The 24,295-nt window shown below is 39.0% G+C and carries 25 protein-coding genes; 21 read left to right on the top strand and 4 right to left on the bottom strand.

Annotated elements, in window-relative coordinates; all coding sequences use genetic code 11:
- Positions 1 to 519 (bottom strand): DUF1836 domain-containing protein, encoded by a 519-nt coding sequence (locus CBF29_RS00945; RefSeq protein ID WP_170169950.1) that lies wholly within the window; start codon positions 517 to 519, stop codon positions 1 to 3.
- Positions 520 to 659: 140 nt separating this feature from the next.
- The gene (locus tag CBF29_RS00940; RefSeq protein ID WP_126806315.1) at positions 660 to 1,067 is read right to left on the bottom strand and encodes a ribonuclease HI family protein; all 408 of its coding nucleotides are present in this window, start codon (positions 1,065 to 1,067) and stop codon (positions 660 to 662) included.
- A gap of 85 nt (positions 1,068 to 1,152) precedes the next feature.
- On the opposite strand from CBF29_RS00940, the gene CBF29_RS00935 reads away from it, so the two are divergent.
- A complete protein-coding gene (locus tag CBF29_RS00935) occupies positions 1,153 to 1,611 on the top strand; it encodes an EbsA family protein (protein ID WP_126806313.1) in 459 nt (152 codons plus the stop codon).
- A gap of 28 nt (positions 1,612 to 1,639) precedes the next feature.
- Here the strand turns inward: CBF29_RS00935 and CBF29_RS00930 are convergent, their stop codons facing one another.
- On the bottom strand, positions 1,640 to 1,858 hold the full coding sequence (locus CBF29_RS00930; protein WP_126806311.1) for a cold-shock protein: 219 nt from the start codon (positions 1,856 to 1,858) through the stop codon (positions 1,640 to 1,642).
- Positions 1,859 to 2,521: 663 nt separating this feature from the next.
- Here CBF29_RS00930 and CBF29_RS00925 point away from each other — a divergent pair.
- The 15 genes from CBF29_RS00925 to CBF29_RS00855 all read left to right on the top strand — a co-directional run bounded on the left by CBF29_RS00925 (position 2,522) and on the right by CBF29_RS00855 (position 17,571).
- Positions 2,522 to 2,911: a hypothetical protein gene (locus CBF29_RS00925; RefSeq protein ID WP_126806309.1), complete on the top strand. Its 390-nt coding sequence runs from the start codon at positions 2,522 to 2,524 to the stop codon at positions 2,909 to 2,911.
- A 43-nt stretch (positions 2,912 to 2,954) separates the two neighbouring features.
- Entirely contained in the window at positions 2,955 to 3,602 is a 648-nt protein-coding gene (locus CBF29_RS00920; RefSeq protein WP_126806532.1) for a CBS domain-containing protein, read from the top strand.
- A 12-nt stretch (positions 3,603 to 3,614) separates the two neighbouring features.
- A complete protein-coding gene (lspA, locus tag CBF29_RS00915; RefSeq protein WP_126806307.1) occupies positions 3,615 to 4,076 on the top strand; it encodes a signal peptidase II in 462 nt (153 codons plus the stop codon).
- The gene (locus CBF29_RS00910) at positions 4,073 to 4,975 is read left to right on the top strand and encodes an RluA family pseudouridine synthase (RefSeq protein ID WP_126806305.1); all 903 of its coding nucleotides are present in this window, start codon (positions 4,073 to 4,075) and stop codon (positions 4,973 to 4,975) included. The genes lspA and CBF29_RS00910 overlap by 4 nt, the downstream gene beginning before the upstream one ends.
- Before the next feature lie 200 nt (positions 4,976 to 5,175).
- Positions 5,176 to 5,709 (top strand): bifunctional pyr operon transcriptional regulator/uracil phosphoribosyltransferase PyrR, encoded by a 534-nt coding sequence (gene pyrR, locus CBF29_RS00905; protein WP_126806303.1) that lies wholly within the window; start codon positions 5,176 to 5,178, stop codon positions 5,707 to 5,709.
- Between the two features lie 156 nt (positions 5,710 to 5,865).
- Positions 5,866 to 7,146: a solute carrier family 23 protein gene (locus tag CBF29_RS00900; RefSeq protein WP_126806301.1), complete on the top strand. Its 1,281-nt coding sequence runs from the start codon at positions 5,866 to 5,868 to the stop codon at positions 7,144 to 7,146.
- 21 nt (positions 7,147 to 7,167) lie between these two features.
- A complete protein-coding gene (locus tag CBF29_RS00895) occupies positions 7,168 to 8,094 on the top strand; it encodes an aspartate carbamoyltransferase catalytic subunit (RefSeq protein ID WP_126806298.1) in 927 nt (308 codons plus the stop codon).
- A gap of 2 nt (positions 8,095 to 8,096) precedes the next feature.
- A complete protein-coding gene (locus tag CBF29_RS00890; RefSeq protein ID WP_126806296.1) occupies positions 8,097 to 9,386 on the top strand; it encodes a dihydroorotase in 1,290 nt (429 codons plus the stop codon).
- 1 nt (position 9,387) lies between these two features.
- Entirely contained in the window at positions 9,388 to 10,488 is a 1,101-nt protein-coding gene (locus tag CBF29_RS00885) for a carbamoyl phosphate synthase small subunit (RefSeq protein ID WP_126806294.1), read from the top strand.
- Positions 10,466 to 13,642, top strand: coding sequence for a carbamoyl-phosphate synthase large subunit (gene carB, locus CBF29_RS00880; protein WP_126806292.1), 3,177 nt, complete (start codon positions 10,466 to 10,468; stop codon positions 13,640 to 13,642). The genes CBF29_RS00885 and carB overlap by 23 nt, the downstream gene beginning before the upstream one ends.
- A gap of 29 nt (positions 13,643 to 13,671) precedes the next feature.
- Positions 13,672 to 14,457, top strand: coding sequence for a dihydroorotate dehydrogenase electron transfer subunit (locus tag CBF29_RS00875; protein WP_245987218.1), 786 nt, complete (start codon positions 13,672 to 13,674; stop codon positions 14,455 to 14,457).
- Positions 14,454 to 15,371: a dihydroorotate dehydrogenase gene (locus CBF29_RS00870; protein ID WP_126806287.1), complete on the top strand. Its 918-nt coding sequence runs from the start codon at positions 14,454 to 14,456 to the stop codon at positions 15,369 to 15,371. The genes CBF29_RS00875 and CBF29_RS00870 overlap by 4 nt, the downstream gene beginning before the upstream one ends.
- A gap of 2 nt (positions 15,372 to 15,373) precedes the next feature.
- Complete coding sequence (pyrF, locus tag CBF29_RS00865; RefSeq protein WP_126806285.1) at positions 15,374 to 16,087, top strand: orotidine-5'-phosphate decarboxylase; 714 nt, start codon at positions 15,374 to 15,376, stop codon at positions 16,085 to 16,087.
- 1 nt (position 16,088) lies between these two features.
- Positions 16,089 to 16,718 (top strand): orotate phosphoribosyltransferase, encoded by a 630-nt coding sequence (gene pyrE, locus CBF29_RS00860; RefSeq protein ID WP_126806283.1) that lies wholly within the window; start codon positions 16,089 to 16,091, stop codon positions 16,716 to 16,718.
- Positions 16,719 to 16,857: 139 nt separating this feature from the next.
- Complete coding sequence (locus CBF29_RS00855; protein ID WP_170169949.1) at positions 16,858 to 17,571, top strand: carbonic anhydrase family protein; 714 nt, start codon at positions 16,858 to 16,860, stop codon at positions 17,569 to 17,571.
- A 186-nt stretch (positions 17,572 to 17,757) separates the two neighbouring features.
- Here CBF29_RS00855 and CBF29_RS00850 read toward each other — a convergent pair whose 3' ends face one another.
- Positions 17,758 to 18,810, bottom strand: a complete 1,053-nt coding sequence (locus tag CBF29_RS00850; protein WP_170169948.1) for a helix-turn-helix domain-containing protein — start codon at positions 18,808 to 18,810, stop codon at positions 17,758 to 17,760.
- 355 nt (positions 18,811 to 19,165) lie between these two features.
- Here CBF29_RS00850 and CBF29_RS00845 point away from each other — a divergent pair, with 355 nt between their 5' ends.
- From CBF29_RS00845 to CBF29_RS00825, 5 genes are all read left to right on the top strand, one after another.
- On the top strand, positions 19,166 to 20,074 hold the full coding sequence (locus tag CBF29_RS00845; protein ID WP_126806276.1) for a phosphate ABC transporter substrate-binding protein PstS family protein: 909 nt from the start codon (positions 19,166 to 19,168) through the stop codon (positions 20,072 to 20,074).
- Positions 20,075 to 20,151: 77 nt separating this feature from the next.
- Complete coding sequence (locus tag CBF29_RS00840; RefSeq protein WP_126806274.1) at positions 20,152 to 20,871, top strand: response regulator transcription factor; 720 nt, start codon at positions 20,152 to 20,154, stop codon at positions 20,869 to 20,871.
- Positions 20,868 to 22,601, top strand: coding sequence for a sensor histidine kinase (locus CBF29_RS00835; protein WP_126806271.1), 1,734 nt, complete (start codon positions 20,868 to 20,870; stop codon positions 22,599 to 22,601). The genes CBF29_RS00840 and CBF29_RS00835 overlap by 4 nt, the downstream gene beginning before the upstream one ends.
- A gap of 650 nt (positions 22,602 to 23,251) precedes the next feature.
- The gene (locus CBF29_RS00830) at positions 23,252 to 23,671 is read left to right on the top strand and encodes a DUF4430 domain-containing protein (protein WP_126806269.1); all 420 of its coding nucleotides are present in this window, start codon (positions 23,252 to 23,254) and stop codon (positions 23,669 to 23,671) included.
- Entirely contained in the window at positions 23,655 to 24,194 is a 540-nt protein-coding gene (locus CBF29_RS00825; RefSeq protein ID WP_126806267.1) for an ECF transporter S component, read from the top strand. Before CBF29_RS00830 ends, CBF29_RS00825 begins: the two co-directional genes overlap by 17 nt.
- The last annotated feature ends 101 nt before the right edge of the window (positions 24,195 to 24,295 follow it).

Below are 24,295 nucleotides of genomic sequence, written 5' to 3'. Positions count from 1 at the left end.
CTATAAATTTTCACGTAAAGCTTTTGCTGCGACGAATTTTGCCGCAAGTGATAAAGTAGCCATTTGTACGGCCCGATACTGATTGTTTGAAAAATTAATTTCAATGGTTTGCTGCTTTTGCTCTGGTATCAAAAGCGCAATAGAATCTTCCAGCTGTTTACAGAATTGATCGTAAGCTTGTTTATAATCACCTTGCTCAATCTGAGACTGAATACCTAAATGGATGGTGGGCAAATCAAAAGATTGTTTCAGAATCAAAATAATGATCAGCCTTGCCAGATGCCTCTGATCGTACCGCTTCTTTTCAGGCGCCAAAATATAATTTTTTTTCACGTAATTATTGACCATATTTGGTGTTAAAGCTTTGTCATTGGTATCTCCAACTTGGAAAGGTTGAACATATCGACTGACAAGAGTGACCAGCTGATCCATATAAAGTGGAATATCTGGCAGTTCAGACCAACGGGGAAGCCGGATGCTTCGAAGTTCTTCCTGCCAAGAAATTTGATTATCTTGCATGTTTGTTTTTCGATATCCTTTCATGTGGTTTTTAAAACTATATCACATAATTACAATAATTTAAAGTGAAAAGACACAGAAATTTTTTTCTGTGTCTTTGTTTGAGTTGTAATGAAAAGTCAGAAGGGTGGAAAGGAGAACTAAGAAATTGATTTCAAAGATTTGTGCAATCCTTGTCGGGCCAGCTGATGAGCTCCTTTATTTTTGCTTTCTGGAATCCATTGAATCATGACTAAAGGAAATTTCGCAAGCAGTTCGTTGAGTTTAATTAAGTAAGGCTGAAATAAAGGATTTTTAGTATGGTTGCTGTCAATCACTTTGCTGACTACTTTGCTGTCAGTGTATAAAAATGTGGTGGAGGTGTTCAATCCTTTTTCAATCGCGATCTCAAGTGCTTTTACCGCAGCGAAAAACTCGGCTTCATGGTTGCTCATCTCAGGAATAGGAAAATGAAGTTGTTCATAGATGGTTTCAGTTAGTAAGATGATACCAATTCCGCTAGGTCCCGGGTTGCCTTTCGTTGCTGCGTCAATATATATCTTCAACATAACATTACTTCCTTTAAAATAGTTTAGATATCATTTTACATGTGTTAATATAAAACTAGACGTTTGAAAATTGTGAGGAATTCAAGTGGAAAAACAATTGGTTAAGTATAAAAAATATCATTGGCAGCCGGAAATTTCAAGATTTGTTATCTATTGGTCATACACCCTCGGACTGCTGTGTTTTGGCATTATTATACAGTTGGAAAAAATTAAGTTCAACTGGCTGACGATTGCACTGATTTGTGTATCATTAGCATTCATCCTTAACGGCTGGATGAAATATTTCATCCTCACGGAAAGGCATCTTTGCCAATGGTGTATAAATCCCAAAATAAAAAGAAAAGTCATGATAAAAAATATCGAAAGTATTTCAGTGGGAAGCCACGGGTTTACTTTGACAATCAAGCACTTCAAAGGGAAAATAGACCGAAATATTTTTTTGATGAGAAAGAAGACGATGGAAAAATTTTTAGCTGACGTGGCTTCTCATTCAGAATTCAAGGGGCAAATCATTCAAATGAAAGAAAAACAAAGGCGGAGCTGACAAGAGTGGTCAAGTCAGTTCCGCTTTTTTAATTATTATTATTGTCCTCTTGTAATTCAACATTGGTTGCCTGCGGGCCGCGCCGACCTTCTCTTATCTCAAATATTACTGGCTGATTGGCTTTTAATGTTCGAAAACCTTCTCCGATGATACCTGTAAAATGAACAAAAATTTCTTCATCTTCATGATAGGTTATAAACCCATAACCTTTCTTGTCATCAAACCACTTCACAGTGCCTTCAGTCATTTTACACTCCCCCAGTCAATCTAATTTAGAATACACTCTCCATTATAAGTACAATAGGTTTAAAGGTCAATCAAAGGCATAAAATCAGTTGATATTCTTTCGCTTTTCGCTTTTTTTAAGTGCTATGTGATAGTTATTTTAATAACGTCGTATTTGTGATAAAGTCTGTCTCTATTCGTATCTGTTTTTTTTGCTATAAAAATAGCACATACCTTGATGTTATGAGGATTGCTAGGATAATTTTATGAAAATTACAATAAATTCTTTTCAAATGTTTTTAAATGAATCTTTTATACCGTATGAGAAATTTGATTCGATGTGTTGTTTTTCAAAAGGACAATATTAAAAATATTACATTTCCAATAAAATTTGATTAAAATATGTTTTATACTTAACAATTTGGGTCTTTTTGGTTATACTTAAGATAACAAGTAGCGGGAGTGATAAAAATGACAAATTTACAAAGGCTAATATTCAAATTGGGCTTTATTTTTGGCAAGGTATTTAAAAAATCTCCTTCTACAGTAAAAAAGAATCTAGAAAAAAAAATAACGGTATAAATTTTCTTGATAAATCTTCCAAGCAGTAGGTAATCTGCTTGGCTTTTTTTTTGAATTATTGATATCATAGGTAGAGAATTTACTTAAAAAGGTGTGAGCTAAAATGAAATTTTCACTAAAAAGAGAAACAGGCTTTTTTGGCATGGGATCTTCCTTGTCCATCATAAAAAACGGGGAGTCCATAGGTACGTTGGCATACGACAGTGAAAAAGAAATAGAATTTTCAGAGGGTGATCAGCTGTCTGTGAAACTCTCGATACTTAGAAGCGAACCTTTTACTTTATCCGAGACCAATCAAGGGAAACAATTGACAGTCACATTCAATCCCATAGTTTTTAGATTATACATTTTATTTTTTACTTTTACTTTTATTTTCCCTATTTTCTTTCATTCATGGGTCTTAGCTGTCGTGATAGTTTTAATCTATCTCGTCTTTGCGGTTGCCATGACGAAAAAAATTTATTTGATAGAGGAGAGCAGACGTGAAGCGTAATTCAGAGGTTTTCTTGACTTCATTCAATCGAATCGAAAAGTGGATGCGCCGGCAGTTGGACAATCCGGCAAATATTGGCTTCAGTGAGCTGGTCCGGCGTCTGTCACGGCGTAAGGATTTGCTGATTCAAGAGCATGGGGATGACTTGATTCAATTGGCGCAGTTACGTAACGCTATCGTTCATGACAAGATTGCTCCCGACTTTATCATTGCGGAACCTAATGATTGGGCCGTTAAGAAAATCATTCAGATTGAAGAAGATTTGATCAATCCTGAAAAAGTCATTCCGGTATTTCAGAAAAATGTTACTGGTTTTGAGCAGAGTACATTATTGAGTGACCTTTTGAAAATCGTTGCTTCAAAGGGGTATTCTCAGTTTCCTATTTATCGTCGCGGGAAATTTTTGGGTCTTATTACGGCGCATGGATTAGGAATTTGGTTAGCAAGGCATACGAAAGACAACTACTTGGATATCGAGGGCAAAACAGCTTTTGATGTTCTCGATTCGGACCGCAGAAGTCAAAACTTCCGCTTTGTAGCGGCTGCAACACCGGTTTTTGAGGCAGTGGAATTATTTCTTAATTCGCCCTATATAGAAGCTCTGCTGATTACTAAAGATGGTCATCCAGACGGCAACTTGCTGGGGATCATCCGTCCGAGAGACGTATTTAAAAATTACTACGGCGAATGAAGGGAGTCAATTATGTGGTATATAGCAATAATAGTTATTTCAGTTGGGCTTGATCAGTGGGTAAAATGGTGGACAGTTGAAAACATCCCATTTGGAGAAACAATCATGGAAAATCCAGTGTTGTCTTTGACCCATATTCGTAATACAGGGGCAGCTTGGAGTATGTTTGAAGGAAAGATGTGGTTTTTTTATATCATGACAGCCGCTGCACTGGTCGTTCTCGTGTATTTGCTGTATACAAACCGTTCAAATAGCCGTTGGATGACAGTAGGTCTGTCACTGATTATCGCCGGAGCTTTAGGAAATTTTATCGACCGCGTGCGAATGCAATATGTTGTCGATATGTTCCAATTTGAGTTTATCAATTTTCCGATTTTTAATGTTGCAGATGTCAGTATCGTCATTGGTGTCATCTGTGTCTTTATTTATATTTTCTTTTTTGCCGAAGAAGAGGAAAAGGTGGCAAGAAAATGAAACAAGAAATCACATTGACTGTGAGTGAAGAAAAAGGACGGATTGACAAAGTATTGGCAGCACATTTAGCGGATACTTCCCGTTCACAAATCCAGCATTGGCTAAAAGGCGACTGTGTTTTTGTAAACGGCGAACCTGTGTCAGCAAATTATAAAGTCAAAAAAAATGATACTATAGTTGTCACTCCGCCGGAAAATATCGAACTAGAGCTGAGTCCAGAAGCTATACCTTTGGATATCGTTTATGAAGATACAGATATTATCGTGGTAAATAAACCTCAAGGGATGGTAGTCCATCCTTCTAAAAGTCATCAAACAGGCACCTTAGTGAATGCATTACTTTATCATACTAGTGACCTTTCCGGCATCAATGGTGTGATCCGGCCAGGCATTGTTCATCGTATCGATAAAGATACTTCTGGTTTGCTTGTAGTTGCTAAAAACGATCAGGCACATAAAAACTTGCAGGAGCAAATGATGGCTAAAACGGTGATACGAAAATATTCTGCTTTGGTGCACGGTGAGATTCCCCATGAGACTGGGACAATTGATGCACCAATTGACCGTTCCAAAAGTAATCGTTTGATGAATACTGTCAGAGAGGGCGGCAGGAAAGCTGTCACACACTTTAAAGTTTTAAAAAGATTCACTGACTATACTTTGATTGAATGCCAGTTAGAAACAGGTCGTACACATCAGATACGGGTTCATTTGAAATATATCGACTTTCCCATTGCAGGGGATCCAATATATGGCCCGGCTAAAACTTTAAAAGGGCAGGGACAATATCTTCACGCGGGAACGTTAGGGTTTAAACATCCAGTTTCTGGGAAAAATCTTTTATTTGAAGTCCCGCCTCCTGAAGTGTTCCAAAAGACCTTGAAAAAGTTGGAAAAATAGATTGCATTTTTTAATGAAAAGAGCTATCATGAATAAGAACTAAATATTGTTTCCTTTAAACATAGTCCCGTGAGGCTAAAAAGGAGAGAAAGCTAGTGATACCTTGGAGGCAGTCTATCCAAAGGCATTTATTTGCAAAATTTTCAACCCTATCTCGCGGACGAGATAGGGTTTTTTATTTAGGAAAAGGGGTGAAGCATATGAAAAAGGAAGTATTGGACGCGATGACCATGACACGAGCTTTAACGCGTATTTCTTATGAAATTATTGAACGTAATAAGCATCTGGAAGACATTGTCTTGGTGGGAATCAAAACAAGGGGAATATTTTTAGCTAAAAGAATTGCCGAGCGTATACTTCAAATTGAAAATAAACAGCTTCCTGTCGGGGAATTGGATATCACACTTTATCGCGATGATAAGAAACCTGAAGTCTCTACAGAGGAAGCCTCCGTTCAGGCATCAAATATCCCGTTTGATATCACTGGAAAACAAGTGATATTAGTGGATGATGTGTTGTTTACAGGACGAACAATCAGAGCAGGATTAGATGCTTTGATGGATGTTGGACGGCCGGAAAAAGTTTCTGTGGCGGTCTTGGTAGATAGGGGACACAGACAACTTCCGATCAGAGCTGATTTTGTCGGGAAAAACATCCCCACTGCTATCAGCGAAGAAATTCTTGTTCAAATGAAAGAACACGATGGGACAGATGGTGTCTTTATCGTGACATAGCAAATATAGAGTTGCTTTTTAAACACGTTCAGAGAGACGAAGAAGAGCATGTGGTAAAGATAGAATCATTCACTTTACTTATAGAAAATCTTCTGTCCTCTCATAGGTATGGAAGATTTTTTTCTGAAAAATTGTGCTGGAAGAAGGGAACATGAGATGGAACAAGAATTTAGAAACAACGATGCAGTATTGGATATAATGGACAAACCGAATTTTTTACAAGGTCTTGGTTTGAGTTTTCAGCACTTATTTACGATGTTTGGTGCCACTGTTTTAGTACCAATTATAGTAGGAATCGATCCGAGTGTGGCGCTGATGAGTTCCGGAATCGGGACGCTGGTCTATTTATTTACTACCGGAGCAAAAATTCCTGCTTATCTAGGCAGCAGCTTTGCCTTCATTCCTGCAATGAAGTTATTGATGAGCAATCCCGAAGCAGGCTACGGGGCAGTCGCTCAAGGGGCATTCACTACAGGATTAATATATATCCTCGTGTCCCTGGTCATTAAGAAAATCGGTTCTGACTGGATTGGTCGTGTTCTCCCGCCAATCGTTGTGGGCCCAGTAGTGATGGTTATCGGGTTAGGATTGGCATCAAACGCAGCTCAAAATGCCATGATGGATAATGGTAATTACAGTATCAAATATATCGCAGTAGCACTGCTTACCTTAGTTTTGACCATCATCTTCAACATGTTTTTAAAAGGCTTTTTAGGACTTATCCCGATATTACTAGGTATTGTGAGCGGGTATATTATTTCATTGGGATTCGGCATCGTTGATATCCAAGCCATCGAAGCAGCTCAGTGGTTCTCACTACCGGATATCCATATTCCTTTCTTGCAGTATCGACCGGTCTTTCATTGGAATGCAGTTTTGATGATGGCTCCCATTGCCTTTGTCACTATGACAGAGCATGTGGGACATATCAGTGTGCTCAATAAACTCACGAAGCGTAATTTTTTTGAAAATCCCGGACTCGACCGAACCTTGCTAGGTGATGGTTTAGCACAAATAACAGCCGGTTTAGTCGGCGGTCCTCCCGTTACAAGCTACGGAGAAAACATCGGGGTGCTGGCGATTACAAGAATTCACAGCGTGTTTGTTCTTGGCGGGGCTGCGGCCCTTGCAATTATTTTAAGCTTTGTAGGTAAAGTCAGTGCTGTGATTTTAAGTATTCCTGGTCCGGTTATTGCGGGCATCAGTTTTATTTTGTTCGGTGTCATTGCTTCTAGCGGAATGAAAATTATCATTGATAATAAAATAGATTTTGACCAAAAAAGAAATTTAATTATTGCATCGGTGATTTTAGTCATCGGTATTGGCGGTTTGGTATTGAAAGCAGGAACATTTGAATTGGAAGGCATGGCTCTGGCAACGTTATTTGGGATTATACTTAATTTTGTTCTGCCTCAAAAAGCGGCCAGTGAAGCGTAGCATTAAGAAGGGAGTATTGCGATGATTATTAGTCGAGAACAAGTTAGCTTAAAACATCTTTTAACGGTGGAAGCTTTACACGATAAGGAAGTAATGGGATTGATCAGGCGGGCACAACAATTCAAAAACGGTGCTACTTGGATCAATAAACCGAGAGATTATTATGTCGCAAATTTATTTTTTGAAAATAGTACGAGAACTCATAAAAGTTTCGAAGTGGCAGAAAGAAAACTCGGCTTGCAGGTCATCGAATTTGATACCTCCACTAGTTCGGTCAAAAAGGGTGAATCTCTGTACGACACTGTGTTGACGATGGCGGCAATCGGTGTGGACGCTTGTGTTATCAGACACTGGGAGGAGAATTACTATCACCAGCTGATACAAAGTAAAACGATTCGTTGTTCGATCATCAACGGCGGTGACGGCAGCGGACAACATCCGACCCAGTGCTTGCTGGATTTAATGACTATTTATGAAGAATTCGGCAGATTTGAAGGCATCAAAGTCAGTATTGTTGGAGATTTGAGTCATTCGAGAGTGGCAAAATCCAATATGCAAATGCTGAAACGTTTAGGAGCCAAAGTGTATTTTTCTGGTCCCGAAGAATGGTACGATGCCAAATTTGAAGCTTACGGAACGTATTTGCCTATTGATGAAGTGGTAGAAAAAGTTGACGTGATGATGTTGCTGCGAGTGCAGCACGAGCGTCATAACGAAGATGAAATTTTTTCAAAAGAAGTCTACCATCAGAAATACGGATTGACAGTTGAACGGGCAGAAAAACTGCAAAAGCATGCGATTATCATGCATCCTGCTCCAGTGAATCGTGATGTTGAACTAGCAGATGAACTGGTTGAAAGTCTGCAATCACGTATTGTAGTTCAAATGAGTAACGGTGTGTTTATGAGAATGGCAATTTTAGAAGCGATTTTAGAAGGGAAGGCATAATGATGGCGATACTAATTACTAACAGTTTGGTTTTAAATGAGCGTAACCAGTTGATACCTTGCGAATTTCTACTGAAGGATGGGAAAATTCAAGCCAAAGGAGCTGCGTTGGAGGAACAAGGGGTCAAGTTCGATCAAAAAATCGATGCACAAGGGGCGTTAGTGACTCCGGGTTTAGTTGATGTCCATGTTCACTTTAGAGAGCCGGGATTTACTCATAAAGAAACGATTGCTACAGGCAGTGCGGCAGCCGCCCGAGGAGGTTTTACTACTGTTTGTGCAATGCCTAATCTTGATCCTGTACCTGACACGGCAGAAAAATTTGAACAAGTTCAGAAAATCATCGATCGTGATGGTGTGGTCAATGTCTTGCAATATGCGCCAATCACTCAAAATTTGCGCAGTGACGAGCTGGTTGACTTTGAAAAACTGAAAAAAGCAGGTGCCTTTGCTTTCACCAATGACGGGGTCGGTGTGCAGACCGCTGGTGTCATGTATCAGGCGATGAAAGCTGCCGCAAAATTGGGTATGCCCATCGTGGCCCACACAGAAGATGAATCCTTGTTGTTCGGAGGATGCATGCATCACGGGGAAAAGTCAAAAGAATTGGGACTGCCCGGGATTTTAAGTGCCACAGAATCTTCCCAAATCGCTAGAGATTTGATTTTAGCTGAAGAAACTGGCGTTCATTATCATGTCTGCCATGTTTCTACAAAAGAAAGCGTGCGAATCATTCGGGATGCCAAACGTGCGGGTGTGAAGGTTACTTGTGAAGTTTGCCCCCACCATCTCATCTTATCCGACAATGATATCCCCGGCGATGACGCCATCTACAAAATGAACCCGCCTTTGCGAGGGGAAGATGACCGACAAGCATTGATAGAGGGACTTCTTGATGGAACGATTGATTGTATCGCAACGGATCATGCACCGCACAGCCGAGAAGAAAAAGCACAGTCCATGGTCAGTGCGCCTTTCGGGATTGTGGGCAGCGAAACTGCTTTTTCATTGATGTATACTCACTTTGTAAAAACAAATATTTTCACACTGAAACAAGTCATTGATTGGATGACTGACCGACCAGCCCATATCTTTGGTTTGACATCGGGGACTTTGGACATTGGAGCAGCGGCAGACCTTGCGCTTTTCGATCTGGAACACCCATTTGAAATCAATGGAGAGGATTTTGCTTCCAAATCTGATAATACACCTTTCTTAGGAGAAAAAGTTTATGGGGAAACCATGTATACATTTGTATCAGGAAAATTAGTTTGGGCGAAAAGAGGAAAATAGTTTGAAAAGATTACTACTATTAGAAGATGGCACAGTTTTTGAAGGAGAAGGATTTGGTTCAAGCAATGTCAGCACTGGGGAATTAGTGTTTACGACAGGAATGACTGGCTATCAAGAGGAAATAAGCGATCCAAGTTTTAACGGACAAATTATCGTATTCACCTATCCTTTAATCGGTAACACGGGTATCAATCGTGATGATTTTGAATCAATCGAACCTAGCTGCCACGGGGTAGTAGTGAGAGAACTTGCAAGAAGACCATCTAATTGGCGCTCCAGCGTTAGTTTGGATGAATACTTAAAACAAAAAGACATTCCGGGCATTAAAGGAATCGATACACGGATGCTGACAAAAAAAATTCGTGAAAAAGGCACGCTGAAGGCTTGTATCATCAATGGGGAAACAGATCCGGCTCACGCGTTGGATCAACTGAAGGCAACCGTGATGTCATCCAAGCTGGTGGCTGAAGTATCCACGACTAAACCTTATCCAAACCCTGGATTAGGTAAAAATGTTGTCGTTGTGGACTTCGGTTTAAAACACAGTGTTTTGCGTGAGTTAAGCAGATATCAATGTCAGGTTACCGTTGTGCCATATAATACCTCAGCAGAAGATATCCTCAATTTAGCTCCTGACGGTGTGTTGTTGAGTAATGGTCCGGGAAATCCAGAAAATGTACCAGAAGCTCTTCCGTTGATACAAGGAATTCAAGGGAAAGTGCCTTTGTTTGGAATTTGCCTTGGGCACCAATTGTTTGCTTTAGCCAATGGTGCCACTGCCTATAAGCTGCCCTTTGGCCACAGAGGCAGTAATCATCCCGTGCGAGACCTTGAAACGAAGACTATTGATTTTACTTCTCAAAACCACAGCTATGCTATTTCGGCACAGTCCCTTGAAAATACAGATTTAGTGGTGACACATTTGGAAATCAATGATGGCAGTATTGAGGGCTTGAAACATAAGACAGACCCAGCATTTTCTGTACAATTTCATCCTGATGCTGCGCCGGGACCCCATGACGGACAGCATGTTATCGGAAAATTTATAAAATTAATGGATACTTGGAAGGAGACCTCTGATGCCAAGAAGAACAGATATTAAAAAAATTATGGTCATCGGTTCCGGGCCAATCGTCATCGGACAAGCAGCAGAATTTGACTACGCAGGAACCCAAGCATGTCTTTCCCTAAAAGAAGATGGCTATGAGGTAGTTTTAGTGAATTCCAATCCTGCAACAATCATGACAGATAAAGAAATTGCTGACAAAGTCTATATTGAACCTATTACGGAAGAATTTGTTTCCCGCATCATTCGTAAAGAGCGCCCAGACGCTTTATTGCCAACTCTTGGCGGACAAACTGGTCTTAATATGGCAATGACGCTGGCAAAATCAGGAGTTTTAGATGAGTATCAAGTGGAATTACTAGGAACTAAGCTGTCAGCGATCGACAAAGCTGAAGACCGGGATTTGTTTAAACAGCTTATGGAAGAGTTGGAACAGCCTATTCCGGAAAGCACTATAGTAAATACTGTTGAACAAGCAATCGAATTTTCTGAAAAAATCGGATTTCCGTTGATTGTGCGTCCGGCATTCACCCTTGGGGGAACCGGTGGAGGTATGTGTCACAATCTGACTGAATTAACAGAGATTACCAGCAATGGTTTAAAATTATCTCCTGCAACACAATGTTTAGTTGAAAGAAGTATTGCAGGCTATAAAGAAATCGAATATGAAGTGATGCGTGATTCTGCAGATAATGCCATCGTTGTTTGTAATATGGAGAATTTCGACCCGGTGGGTATTCATACAGGAGATTCTATCGTTTACGCCCCCAGTCAAACCCTGACAGACGTGGAACACCAGATGTTAAGAGACGCTTCACTGAAAATTATTCGAGCATTGGAAATCGAAGGAGGCTGCAATGTGCAGCTGGCATTGGATCCTGAAAGTTTCAACTATTACGTTATTGAAGTCAATCCTCGGGTCAGCCGTTCCTCTGCTTTGGCAAGTAAGGCGACTGGCTACCCAATCGCTAAACTGGCAGCAAAAATCGCCGTCGGGTTGACACTGGATGAAATTAGAAATCCAGTCACTGAAACCACTTTTGCAGTCTTCGAGCCAACTTTGGACTATGTGGTGGCAAAAATCCCCCGCTGGCCTTTTGATAAATTTGAAAAAGGGGAGCGCCATCTAGGGACACAGATGAAAGCTACAGGGGAAGTCATGGCAATCGGTCGAAATTTGGCGGAAGCTACCTTAAAAGCTGTCCGTTCATTAGAACTTGGAACGACTCACCTAAAGTTAACAGAAACGGTGGAAGCCAGCGAAGAAAAATTGCGTGATAAAATCATTCGTGCCCAAGATGACCGGATTTTTTATCTGGCAGAGGCTCTTAGAAGAGGTTACACTGTTGAGGAACTTTTCGATATGACAAAAATTGATTTGTTATTCCTTGACTGTTTAGAATTTATAGTCGAAATAGAAAAAGAACTGGCTGAGAACTCTTTCAATCTGGTGACGCTCAAAAAAGCAAAAATATATGGCTTTTCAGATAAAACAATTGCAGAGCTGTGGAGTACCACTGAAGAAAAAGTCAGAAAATTAAGACTGGAAAATGATTTAAAACCTGTCTATAAGATGGTGGACAGTTGTGCTGCTGAATTTGAATCAAAAACACCTTATTTCTACAGTACGTATGATTTTGAAAATGAAAGTCGGCCGTCAGGCAAGCCATCTATTTTGGTTCTGGGGTCAGGTCCGATTCGAATCGGGCAAGGAGTCGAGTTTGATTATGCCACAGTACATTCAGTAAAAGCGATTCAGCAATTGGGTTATGAGGCAATCGTAATCAACAATAATCCTGAAACAGTCTCCACTGACTTTTCAATTTCTGACAAGTTATACTTTGATCCTTTGACATTTGAAGACGTGATGAACGTGGTAGACTTGGAACAACTCAAAGGAGTCATCGTCCAGTTTGGCGGACAAACAGCCATCAATTTGGCAGACTCTCTGGATAAAGCGGGTGTGCCGATCATCGGTACGAATATTGATGATCTTGATTTAGCAGAAAACCGTGATTTGTTTGAGCAAGCATTGAAAGACCTGAATATTCCTCAGCCATTAGGCGATACAGCTACCAGTGTTTCTGAAGCTGTACAGATTGCTGAGACAATCGGGTATCCTGTATTGGTTCGCCCTAGCTATGTTTTAGGGGGACGAGCCATGGAAATCGTCGATAATCAAGCTGATTTGATGTCTTATATGAAAGAAGCTGTCAAGGCCTCTCCTGAGCACCCTGTGTTGATCGATCGCTATTTGATTGGTAAAGAGTGCGAAGTAGATGCTATCTGTGATGGAAAAGATGTTTTGATACCGGGAATCATGGAACATATCGAACGAGCCGGCGTCCACTCTGGTGACTCCATTGCTGTTTATCCGCCGCAAACATTGTCGCCAAAAATTATCGAGACGATTATCGATTACACTAAACGTCTTGCCTTAGGTCTGCGCTGTTATGGTATGATGAACATACAGTACGTTATTCACAAAGATGAAGTTTATGTGATAGAAGTCAATCCCCGTGCCAGTCGGACAGTGCCGTTTTTAAGTAAAGTAACAGGTATTCCTATGGCACAAGTGGCAACAAAAACGATTCTAGGCAACTCACTGGCTGACCAAGGGTATGAAAGTGGACTTTATCACAATAGTCCCCTTGTTCACGTGAAGGCTCCCGTCTTTTCATTTGCAAAATTGCAAAGTGTAGACACCTATTTGGGACCTGAAATGAAATCCACCGGTGAAGTGATGGGTACGGATAAAACTCTTGAAAAAGCGTTGTACAAAGCTTTTGAAGCAAGCAATATGAATTTGCCTCATCATGGGTCAATATTATTTACTATTGCAGATGAGACGAAAGAAGAATCCATTGATATCGCCAAACGTTTTGCAAACATCGGATTTAAACTATTTGCAACAGAAGGGACAGCTGAATTTCTTACTAAAGCAGGACTTTATGTAGAAACTGTCGCTAAAATCAATAAAAACGGTAAAAATGTCCTAGATATCATTCGAGAAGGCACCGTCCAAGTTGTCGTAAATACTATGGATAAGTCGCGCCAGACAAATTCCGACGGGTTTATGATTCGGCGGGAATCTGTTGAGCATGGTGTGCCGTTGTTCACTTCTCTGGATACGATAAATGCTGTTTTGAAAGTCATTGAATCACAACAATTTTTGCTTGAGAGTCTGTAAAAATGGTTTTTAAAAAAGGAGCGAGTGTATTGAAACAGGAAGACATGCTAATTGTGCAGCAAAAAATGATTGCACCAAAAATTTTTGAATTGGTCCTTCAAGGGGAGTTAGTAAATGAAATGTCAACACCGGGTCAGTTTATTCATTGTAAACCATCTAGGACAGATTTATTATTGAGACGTCCAATCAGTCTTTCTAGCATTGACCGTGAAAATAAGCGTTGTACGATTATTTACCGGGTTGAAGGAGATGGGACGAAAAACATGAGCGAAATGGTTTCCGGTGAAACTATGGATGTTCTAGGACCCTTAGGCAGCGGATTTCCTGTTGAAGAAATCACTTCAAATGAAGTGGTGGTCATTGTTGGAGGGGGTATTGGTATTCCGCCCTTATATGAAGTAGCCAGACAAGCTCACGAACGAGGGGCAAAGGTAATTTCATTTTTAGGCTATGCGTCAAAGAAAGTCGTCTACTATGTGGATGAATTTAAAAAATTAGGCGACGTCATTGTTTCAACAGACGACGGTTCTTTCGGCGAGAAGGGGCATGTAGGTATGTCGCTTGACAAACATTTGCCTCAAATCAAAGCTGATGCAGTCTATGCTTGTGGTGCTAAAGGGATGTTGGCGAAAGTCGATGATGTTTTTCATGACCATCCCCGTGCCTATATTTCCATGGAAGAGCGGATGGCTTGCGGTGTCGGTGCTTGTTATGCTTGTGTTTGCCATGTCAAAGATGAGAAAGACCAGTCTTTGTCAATGAAAAAAGTGTGTGATGAAGGTCCAGTCTTTAAAACAGGGGAGGTAGTACTATGAATCGACTGAAAATCAGTTTGCCGGGATTGTCATTAAAAAATCCAATCATACCTGCCAGCGGATGTTTTGGTTTTGGTGAAGAGTATGCTGCCTATTATGACCTGAGTAAATTAGGTGCAATCATGATTAAAGCTGCAACGCTTGAGCCAAGAGAGGGTAACCCTACGCCGAGAGTGGCTGAAACTCCTAGCGGTATGCTCAACGCCATTGGGTTGCAAAACCCTGGTTTGGATATCATCATGAACGAAAAATTGCCAGCTTTAGAGGCGTATGATGTGCCGATTATTGCTAACGTTGCCGGTTCATCAGTGGAAGACTATGTTGCAGTTTGTGCCCGGATTGGCGATGCTCCAAATGTCAAAGCAATCGAACTGAATATTTCTTGTCCGAATGTCAAATCAGGCGGTATTGCATTTGGCACAGATAAAAAAGTAGCCGCAGATTTAACTTATAAAGTAAAAGAAGTAGCAAAAGTTCCCGTCTACATTAAATTATCTCCCAATGTCACTGATATCGTGCCTATCGCTAAGGAAATAGAGGTGGCAGGGGCAGACGGATTGACGATGATTAATACATTGCTGGGTATGAGAATTGACTTGACCACACGTCAGCCGATTTTAGCCAACCAGACAGGCGGACTTTCTGGTCCAGCGATTAAACCAGTGGCTATCAGAATGATTCATCAAGTGTCACGTGCCGTTGATATACCGATCATTGGGATGGGCGGCGTGTATACAGTGGATGATGTCCTAGAGATGTATATGGCAGGCGCTAGCGCTGTCGCTGTTGGCACAGCAAACTTTACAGACCCATATATTTGTCCCAAGTTAGTTGAAGGATTACCTGCAAGAATGGATGAGTTGGGAATTGAAACGTTAGAACAATTAATTAGAGATGTGAAGGAGGCCCGCTAAAGATGAATCATCGACCAATCGTTGCATTGGATTTTCCTAATAGACAGGAAATTGAAACATTTTTGTCTTATTTTCCCAAAGAAGAATCACTCTACGTGAAAGTTGGAATGGAATTATTTTATCAAGAGGGTCCCGAAATTGTCCATTGGCTCAAATCTTTAGGACACGATATTTTCTTGGATTTGAAACTGCACGATATCCCTAATACGGTAGAAAGTGCCATGAGGGGAATTGCCCGATTAGGTGTGGATATGACCAACGTTCATGCAGCGGGAGGAAAACGGATGATGGCGGCAGCTCTCAACGGCTTAAAAGAAGGAAGCAGTGATGGAAAACCTCCCGTACTAATCGCTGTGACACAACTGACGTCAACATCTGAGGAAGAGATGCATACTGACCAAGGGTTGAGCTGCTCTCTAAAGGAAAGTGTACTTCACTATGCAAAAAGTGCTGAAATCAGCGGATTAGATGGCGTGGTTTGTTCAGCTCTTGAAGCAGCTGATATCAAAGAAGCGACCCGTTCAGACTTCGTTTGTCTGACACCAGGGATTCGTCCTCAAGGTGCCAGTGTAGGTGATCAAAAAAGGGTGGTCACACCAGCAAAGGCTAGAGAATTATCTTCCAGTTATATCGTTGTAGGAAGACCAATCACACGATCAGAGCACCCATATGAAAGCTATCTGTCAATTAAAAAAGAATGGAATGGAGAAATTTAAGATGAGTATTGCAAACAAAATTGCCGGTCATTTGTTAACTATTGAAGCTGTAAGTCTAAAACCACAGGAGCCTTTTACTTGGGCCAGCGGAATTAAAAGTCCGATTTATTGCGACAACCGGGTAATCATGAGCTACCCTGACATTCGGAAAGAAGTTGCCGCTAATCTAGCTGAAATAATCAAAAAGAACTATCCGGAGGTTGAAGTCATTGCAGGAACTGCCACCGCAGGTATCCCTCATGCCGCATGGGTGGCTGACATATTGAATTTGCCCATGGTTTATATTCGCAGTGCTGCAAAAAAACACGGAAAGGGCAATCAGATTGAAGGAAAGATAACCGAAGGGCAAAAAATGGTGATTATCGAAGACCTTATTTCTACTGGGGGCAGTGTCCTTGAAGCAGCTGAAGCCGCAAGAAATGAAGGCGCAAATGTACTGGGAGTTGCTGCTATCTTTACCTATGAATTGCCTGACAGTATAAAAAACTTCACTGAATTAGACTTGCCTTTTGAAACGTTGACGAACTATACTACACTGATCAACGTGGCTCTAGAGAAAAATATCATTCATGAAAACGATGTTAATTTACTGAAAGAATGGAAAGAAAACCCAAGAGAGTGGCTGAAATAAACCGGTTGAAATAGGGCTGCTAAGAACGACTAGCAATAGAGCAGGCTTTTTATTCGTCAATTTTTTTCTGATAAGATAAAATAAATCATATGCTATCCATGGTTTCTACAAATGGATAAAAGATAAGGCGGGTGGTCTTTTGAAAAGTACTGCAAAATCTTTCATTCCCCAGTGGGATTATTCAAGTAAAGAGAGAGGACCTGAAAATTGGGCACAACTTTGCCATGATTTTTGTACAGCTGAAAATACCGGCTACCAATCTCCTATTCATTTAGCTATGAAAAAGTCCAGTACGTTGGACAAAAATTTAGTCGAATTTTCATATACACAAGAAATATTTAGAAAATCCTATTATAATCATACACTGCAACTGGAGAGTACTGGTTTCAAGAATACGCTCGTAGTTGATGGTAGTACTTATCGCTTGCACAATATTCATTACCATATTCCTAGCGAACACCACATCAATAATCAGCAAAGTCAGTTGGAGTTTCATTTAGTCCACCGAAATGCTCAAGATGAAATCGTCGTGGTAGGTGTACTTTTCAACGTAGAAGCAGTGGAAGAAGACGTGTTGAAAAATCACTCTTCGGCTGACAGTCAGTGGTATGAATCAAAAAAACATGTGGCATTAAATCCTGCAATGTTGCTGCCAGATAAAAAAAGTTATTTTCATTATCAGGGTTCTTTGACAACGCCGCCTACACGAGGGAATGTGAAGTGGTTTGTCTTTTCTGATAGTTTAAACATCACTCAAAAACATTTTCAGAAATTAAAAAATCATCTTAGTGATTCTTTTAATAATCGACCTCTGCAGGAATTAAATGGCAGAACCGTATGGTATCACAGTTAATCTGACCTTGATGTGTTCAGATGTTTTTAGAAAGAAAATAGTTTAACCATAGGACTTGTATTATGACAGGTCCTTTTTTAATTAGTGGTTTTTCTTAGCTGAGTAGAAGAATAAGGAAACAAAAATTAACACTAGTCTGCACACACAAAGTGGTGTTTAGGTTAAACATGATATTAAATGATTTTTTTAGTTGTTTTCGGAAGAAAGCTTATTTAACTCCAGTTCAATGAATTGTATTAATTTTTCTCGCTCTTCATCGCTAAGATCAAATTTTTGTTCTTCGTCTGTCAAATCGGCTAAGAAGTCTTGATAAATTTGCTGATATAAAAAATGATTCTCTTCAATATTAAATGTCATATGTGAATATAGTTTGCTCCGTACAAACGAATCTAGTGTAGGTATAGAATGCAGTAATTCCTTGATATTTTGATAGTTCATTAAATCCGTGTTTGGATCATCTAATAGTGCGCCTAACTGCGCAAATTTTCCTATTTCAAAAGCATCAAGCATCTCTATTCTTTTTTTTACGTAATAGGCGGCCATGTTTTCATTGCCTTCATTCTCAGCCATAAGTTTCAGGGATATTAATATATTGTTAATCATTAGTTGGCTGCCATAAAGTATTTCTTCGTATGTTTTATAAGCAGTGGGGTAATCGCCAATGCTTCTATGAAAATCTGCTTTTAGGCTGGAATAAAGGGGGCTCTGTTTCGGCAGTAATTCCAATATCTCCTCTGCACGCGAGTAGTCTTCAATCGATAGATAATATTTCATCAGCACCTCTATTAATGAATAGTCGATTTCGTTAAAATTATTTGTTACGAGAGAGTGCATGCTTTTAGCAACCTCATGCTGCTCTACACTCTGGCGCCCATAGTGAGAAGTCAGGAGCATGCTGAGTAAGTTAGTCTGTAAGGCAAGATCATTCGGATAATCATCCAAATAACTTGTTGCCAGATTAAATGCTTGTAAAAAAGAGTCCTGTTCAATCAAGTGAAATACTTCCAATACGTACGTGCGCAATTGTTCTGAGGTGCACATACTTCCATCTTTCAATAAATCGTCAACGCTAACATTTAATAATCTTGACAAAGGCAAAAGATTATCAATATCTGGGCTCGTTGTTCCTTTTTCCCATTTATTGACTGCCGTCGGACTTATATTGAGTGCACGGGCAACTTCTTTTTGTGTCAAGCCTTTTTGCTTTCTTAACTTGTTAATGGTTTCTGCTAAGTTCATCATTATCACCCCTTCTAATATCATAATATCATTAGGACTTTGTTAATACTATTGCTGTTCTCTCTTTTTTAAGCTCGATTGTAAACTGTTAGTTCATTGAAAAGACACATCACAGAATATTTTATATTGACGAAGCAGTCCCATCTCTGACTTAAACATGCATTTTTTTTGATTCTTAAAGAAGTGGTCACAGTACTTATTTTTTCAAAAATAGCAAAGATTATTACGGTTTATGTCAAATTAATGCAAATTTACAAAGATTTTACAATAACCAATCTTCTTTTTTACATGAGCTTGGTATTATTCTTTTAGAGTTAATATACAAACCCACAAGGGAAAAGGAGAAAAAATTATTATGAAAAAAATCGGGATAGCTGGACTATTGGCAGCTGTTTTACTAATCACAGGAGCTTGCGGCGGGGGAGAAACGGCTGAATCCGGCTCAGGTTCTAGTGACAAATCTCAAGGAAATGATAACAAAAAAGTCGAAATAACAGCAGTGGGTTCTACTGCCTTGCAGCCCTTAGTGGAACAAATCGCTGAAATTTATATGACGGATCATCCTAACTACTCCATCGTTGTGCAAGGAGGCGGCAGCGGGACTGGACTGACTCAAGTAAGTACAGGAGCAGTAGATATCGGAAATTCAGATGTGTTTGCAGAAGAAAAAGAAGGAATCGACAGTTCAGCCATCAAAGATCATCAGGTTGCCGTGGTCGGCATGGGGCCTGTTGTCAATAAAGATGTAGGTGTTGACGATGTTAGTCATGATGAATTAATCGACATCTTCACAGGAAAAATTAAAAACTGGAAAGAACTTGGCGGAAAAGATCAAGAAATTGTTGTTGTCAATCGGGCGCAAGGAAGTGGTACACGGGCAACATTTGAAAAATGGGGTCTGAACGACGCACAATCTGTAGCGTCTCAAGAACAGGATTCTTCAGGGACTGTGAAGAAAATTGTTGCTGAAACTCCCGGTGCTATCAGCTATCTTGTCTTTTCATACTTCGATGATTCTTTAAACCCGTTGAAAATTGACGGCGTAGAACCGACTGAAGAAAATGTGGCAACGAATGACTGGAAAATTTGGTCTTATGAGCACATGTACACAGAGAAAGATGCGTCATCAGACATCACAGCTTTCCTTGATTACATCATGACAGAAGATGTTCAAAAAAATGTTGTTGCAGAACTTAATTATATCCCAATCACTTCCATGAAAATATCTCGAGATTTGGAAGGAAACGTGGAAACAGTAAAATAGATAGAAGCCCCCCTTTCGACTGTGCTATAATGTTCTCACATTATATGCACAGTTTTATTTTATGAGGAGGTCAAAAAATGAAACGAGTATTGATTGTAGATGACGAACCGTCGATTACTACTTTGTTACAATATCATTTTGAAAAAGAAGGTTATGAGGTTGTTGTTGCCCATGACGGTGAGAAAGCTGTAGAAGAAGGAACCACCAATGATTTTTATTTTATTATCTTAGACGTGATGCTTCCAAAACTTGACGGATTCGAAATAGTAAAAATTTTACGTCAAAAAAATATAAACACACCTATTTTAATGTTGACCGCTAAGGATGATGTAGTAGATAAAATTGTTGGTCTGGAGATCGGTGCAGATGATTATATGACTAAACCTTTCAGTCCAAGAGAGCTCATTGCACGAATGAAAACGATCATGAGACGTGTGGATACTGAAAAATCGACTCCTGAAGAAACCCAAGAAAAAAAAGAAGAGAAGGTACTAAAAGTAGGGGACTTAGTCGCCTACCCTGGAAAATTTATCGTGGAAAAAAAGGGAAGTCCTATCGAGTTGACCCGCAAAGAGTTTGAACTTCTTGTTTACTTCATGGCACGTAAAGAGCGTATCATTGACAGAGAAACTTTATTGGCTCAAGTCTGGTCGGATGATTATTTCTATGATCAATCGAGAACCGTGGATATTCACGTCAGTCATTTGAGAGAAAAAATTGAAGATAATCCCAAAAAACCGAAATATTTAAAAACTGTTAGGGGATTTGGCTATAAATTTCAGGAGCCGGAAAAATGACACGAAGCAAAAGAAAACAAATGAAACTTTTTTTTATCTTTGTCTTACTTTGCTTTGCGGCAGTTTTTTTGATTCAACATTTTTTTACTCAACAGGGAATAGCCCAGCAAACAGAGATGCTGTTTAAAGAAACAGATTGGCTCATACGAAGCTATCACTTAACGGAAAAAGAGAATTGGACGGATGATACCTTTCTGAAAATGTCGTCAACAATTGACGATACACAGCGTTTGGTTCTTTTAGATCCAACTGGTGTGATTCTTTACGATTCTGATAAAAACAAAAATTCTGAAAAAGTATTGTCTCAAACGCCTGAAATAGAAGCACTTTTAAAAGATAATCATGAAAAAGCTAGCTTTTTAGATAAGGGCAGTGCTCTAGGGAGCGATGTTCTTCATACTGGCAAGCAAATACGAGAAGATTACGAATTAGTGGGTATTATCAGTTTGTCTGACAAATATTATGGCATCGAAGGATCTCTCAATCGTCTTAAATGGGGGCTAATAGTTGGGACTGTTTTTTTGTTTGGCACAGTTTACTACTTGCAGTTTTATTTGGAGAGTCGGAGCCGTCGTCCTTTAAAATATGCTTTACCAGTGATACAAGAGTTTCTGCGGCATCCTGAAAACAGACAAAAAATCGAAATCCAATCTCAAGAGTGGTCCAATTTGTATGATTCGCTGAATCAATTAATGAAAAGTACCAACAAACTTTATTTCCAACAGTTGTTCAGCGAGGAAAAACTAGCATTTATTCTTGAAAATTTAACAATCGGCGTGGTGATTTTTCAAACAAAAGACCAGAGTCGGAATTTGAATCAGGTCGCCAAGGATTTGATAAGGGAGTCGGATGGGCTAGAAGAAGAACTGAATCATTTGCTAAAAAAAGCAGAAAAGACGAAACATGAAGCACAGAAAGAAGTCTATTTTTCTTTTCCTTTTGAAAGATATCTTAATATCGTTGTTAAACCTTTGTATTTTTCTGAAGGGGAAAATACGGAATTGGTGGCAATTCTCTATGATATCACTGATATCCGAAAAATCGAACAACTTCATAGTGATTTTATCCGTAATCTTTCTCATGAATTAAAAACTCCGACAACCTCTATTCTAGGCTTCACTGAGACGTTACTAGATGGGGCTCTTGAAGATTCGGAAGTCAGTGGAAAATTTGTAGAGATTATAGATAAAGAGGCTAGACGTTTGTCCCGCTTAATTCAAAATATTTTACTTATCATGCGTACAGAACAAGAATTTGATGTGGATTCAATTATTTGGATGCCTGCTGGAAAGGTGATTCAAGAAGAGGTAGAGCACTATATGCCGCAAATTTTATCCAAGGAATTGTCAGTGACCCAAGAAATTAGTGATGAAGCAGATGTGATGCCTATTCCAAGAGAACATTTCCAACCTATCATTAAAAATTTACTAGAAAATGCTGTGAATTACACTGAAGTCGGGGGAAATGTCACTCTAAAGCTTCAAATTTCAAACAAACATTTAGTACTTAAAGTCATAGATAATGGTGTCGGTATTCCTCTAGAAGAACAAAAAAGAATTTTTGAAAAATTTTACAGAGTGAGTAAATCTCGGCAAAGAAATACTGGAGGTTCAGGTTTGGGACTAGCAATCGTTGCGAATTATGTCAAACTAATGCAAGGCACGATTGAATTAGAAAGCGAAGTTGGAAAAGGAACTGTTTTTACGGTGTCTATCCCACAAATGTTTTAACTTCTTTGGAAAAAAGTTAGAATTAATCTGAATTTTTTTTGTACATTTTTGTATATTTATTGATTCTAACCTATGGAATTTAACTGAATAATCAAAAATAAATCCCCCTTTTTTGTCAGATTTAAGAGATTAATTGCATTTTATTGTGAAAACTTTTATAATGACATTGGTTGAAAATTTCATATTTTTAATTGTAAGGTATAAGGTTCAAAAACTCTTCGATCTTTCTTGATATGGATGTAGAAGGAAGATTGGCACGAATCCGACACATACCTCACAAAAAATAAAAACAATTCTATTGGGGAAGATTGTTTTTATGTTTGATAGACAAAGTTTATATTTGAACTATCTAAAACAGTACGAAACATTTCTCAAAAGTGTTAGTACTGTTTTATTTTTCCCACATCAAGAAAATTTTTGGGGGTGGCGTAAAAAATAAAACAAACTTTGGTTTTGATGAGCAGCTTGTACTCATAAATCAATCCGATCTATTGTAAACGTTGTCAAGTTATAATCCATTAGCATTAAAAAAAGATTAAATATAATTTTAATTTCCTGTTTGATGTTTTTTTTTAGAGTGTTAATGATGTTTTGTAGTTTATTTTCGAAAGACTATGTATATTTCTGAAGCTTATTAAGAGGAGGATATTATGAAGAAAAAAAACCTATTCCTTTCACTGTTGTGCATGACTATACTTTTTATCAGTGCATGTTCTACGCCAAAAACGACGACAGAATCTACACCTGCCACGACAACTGAAGTAACCAAGCAAAAACAAAGTGAAGAAGAAATCAATGTTTTTATTAAAATTGTTGAAGAAGATAACACCATTGCGGATAAAGAGTTACAAGTACCATCGGACTCATCATTGATGAGCGTAATGAAAGAAAATTTTGATATCGTTGAAGAGGGTGGCTTTATCACTTCTGTTGAAGGAGTCGAACAAAAAGCTGAAGAGAATTTCTTTTGGACCTATAAAATAAATGATGAAGAAGTGATGACCGGGGCAGAAGATACTATCCTGAATGAAGGGGATAAGGTCGTGTTTACATATGCTCAATTCAAATAAGCCGAAAAAGCCAATTTATTCAATTAAAGAGATTGCTTATTTAGGCTTGTTGATTGCAGCATGTGTCGTTGGTCGAACGGCCTTTCAAGCCATTCCTAATGTTCAACCAGCGACAGCGATTTTTTTGATCATTACACTTTATCTAGGTATCACTAGAGGATTGATTGTTTGTTTAGCAACGATGACCATTACCAATCTGTATATGGGGATGGGGTCTTGGATGATTGGGCAAATGATAAGTTATACGTTTATTATAATTCTTTTTGGGATTTTAGGTAAAATAAGTTATTTTAAAAAAAGTCTCGTGCTTCAATCGATAGTTAGTTTTTTCTCTGGGTTTATCTATGGTTTCATTTTTTCCATCGTTGATGTTCAAATCTATGGGATGAAGTCATTCTTAGCTTATTATTTACAAGGTGTTCCTTTTGACTTTTTGCATGCTGTTGGCAATATCGGGTTTTATATTATCCTAGTGCCGATATTAAGAACATTATTGAAAAAATATCAAGAAACACTCTCTTAAATCTTTGAACAACCTGAAAGACCAACAAGAATAACGGTCGACAGGTTGTTTTTGATTACGTTAATTTTAAAAAAATTGTTTAATATCAACTCAATCAGCAT

Source organism: Vagococcus elongatus (genome assembly GCF_003987645.1).
In the GTDB taxonomy this organism is placed as follows: Bacteria; Bacillota; Bacilli; order Lactobacillales; family Vagococcaceae; genus Vagococcus_A; species Vagococcus_A elongatus.
This window is presented reverse-complemented; position numbering and strand designations above follow the sequence as displayed.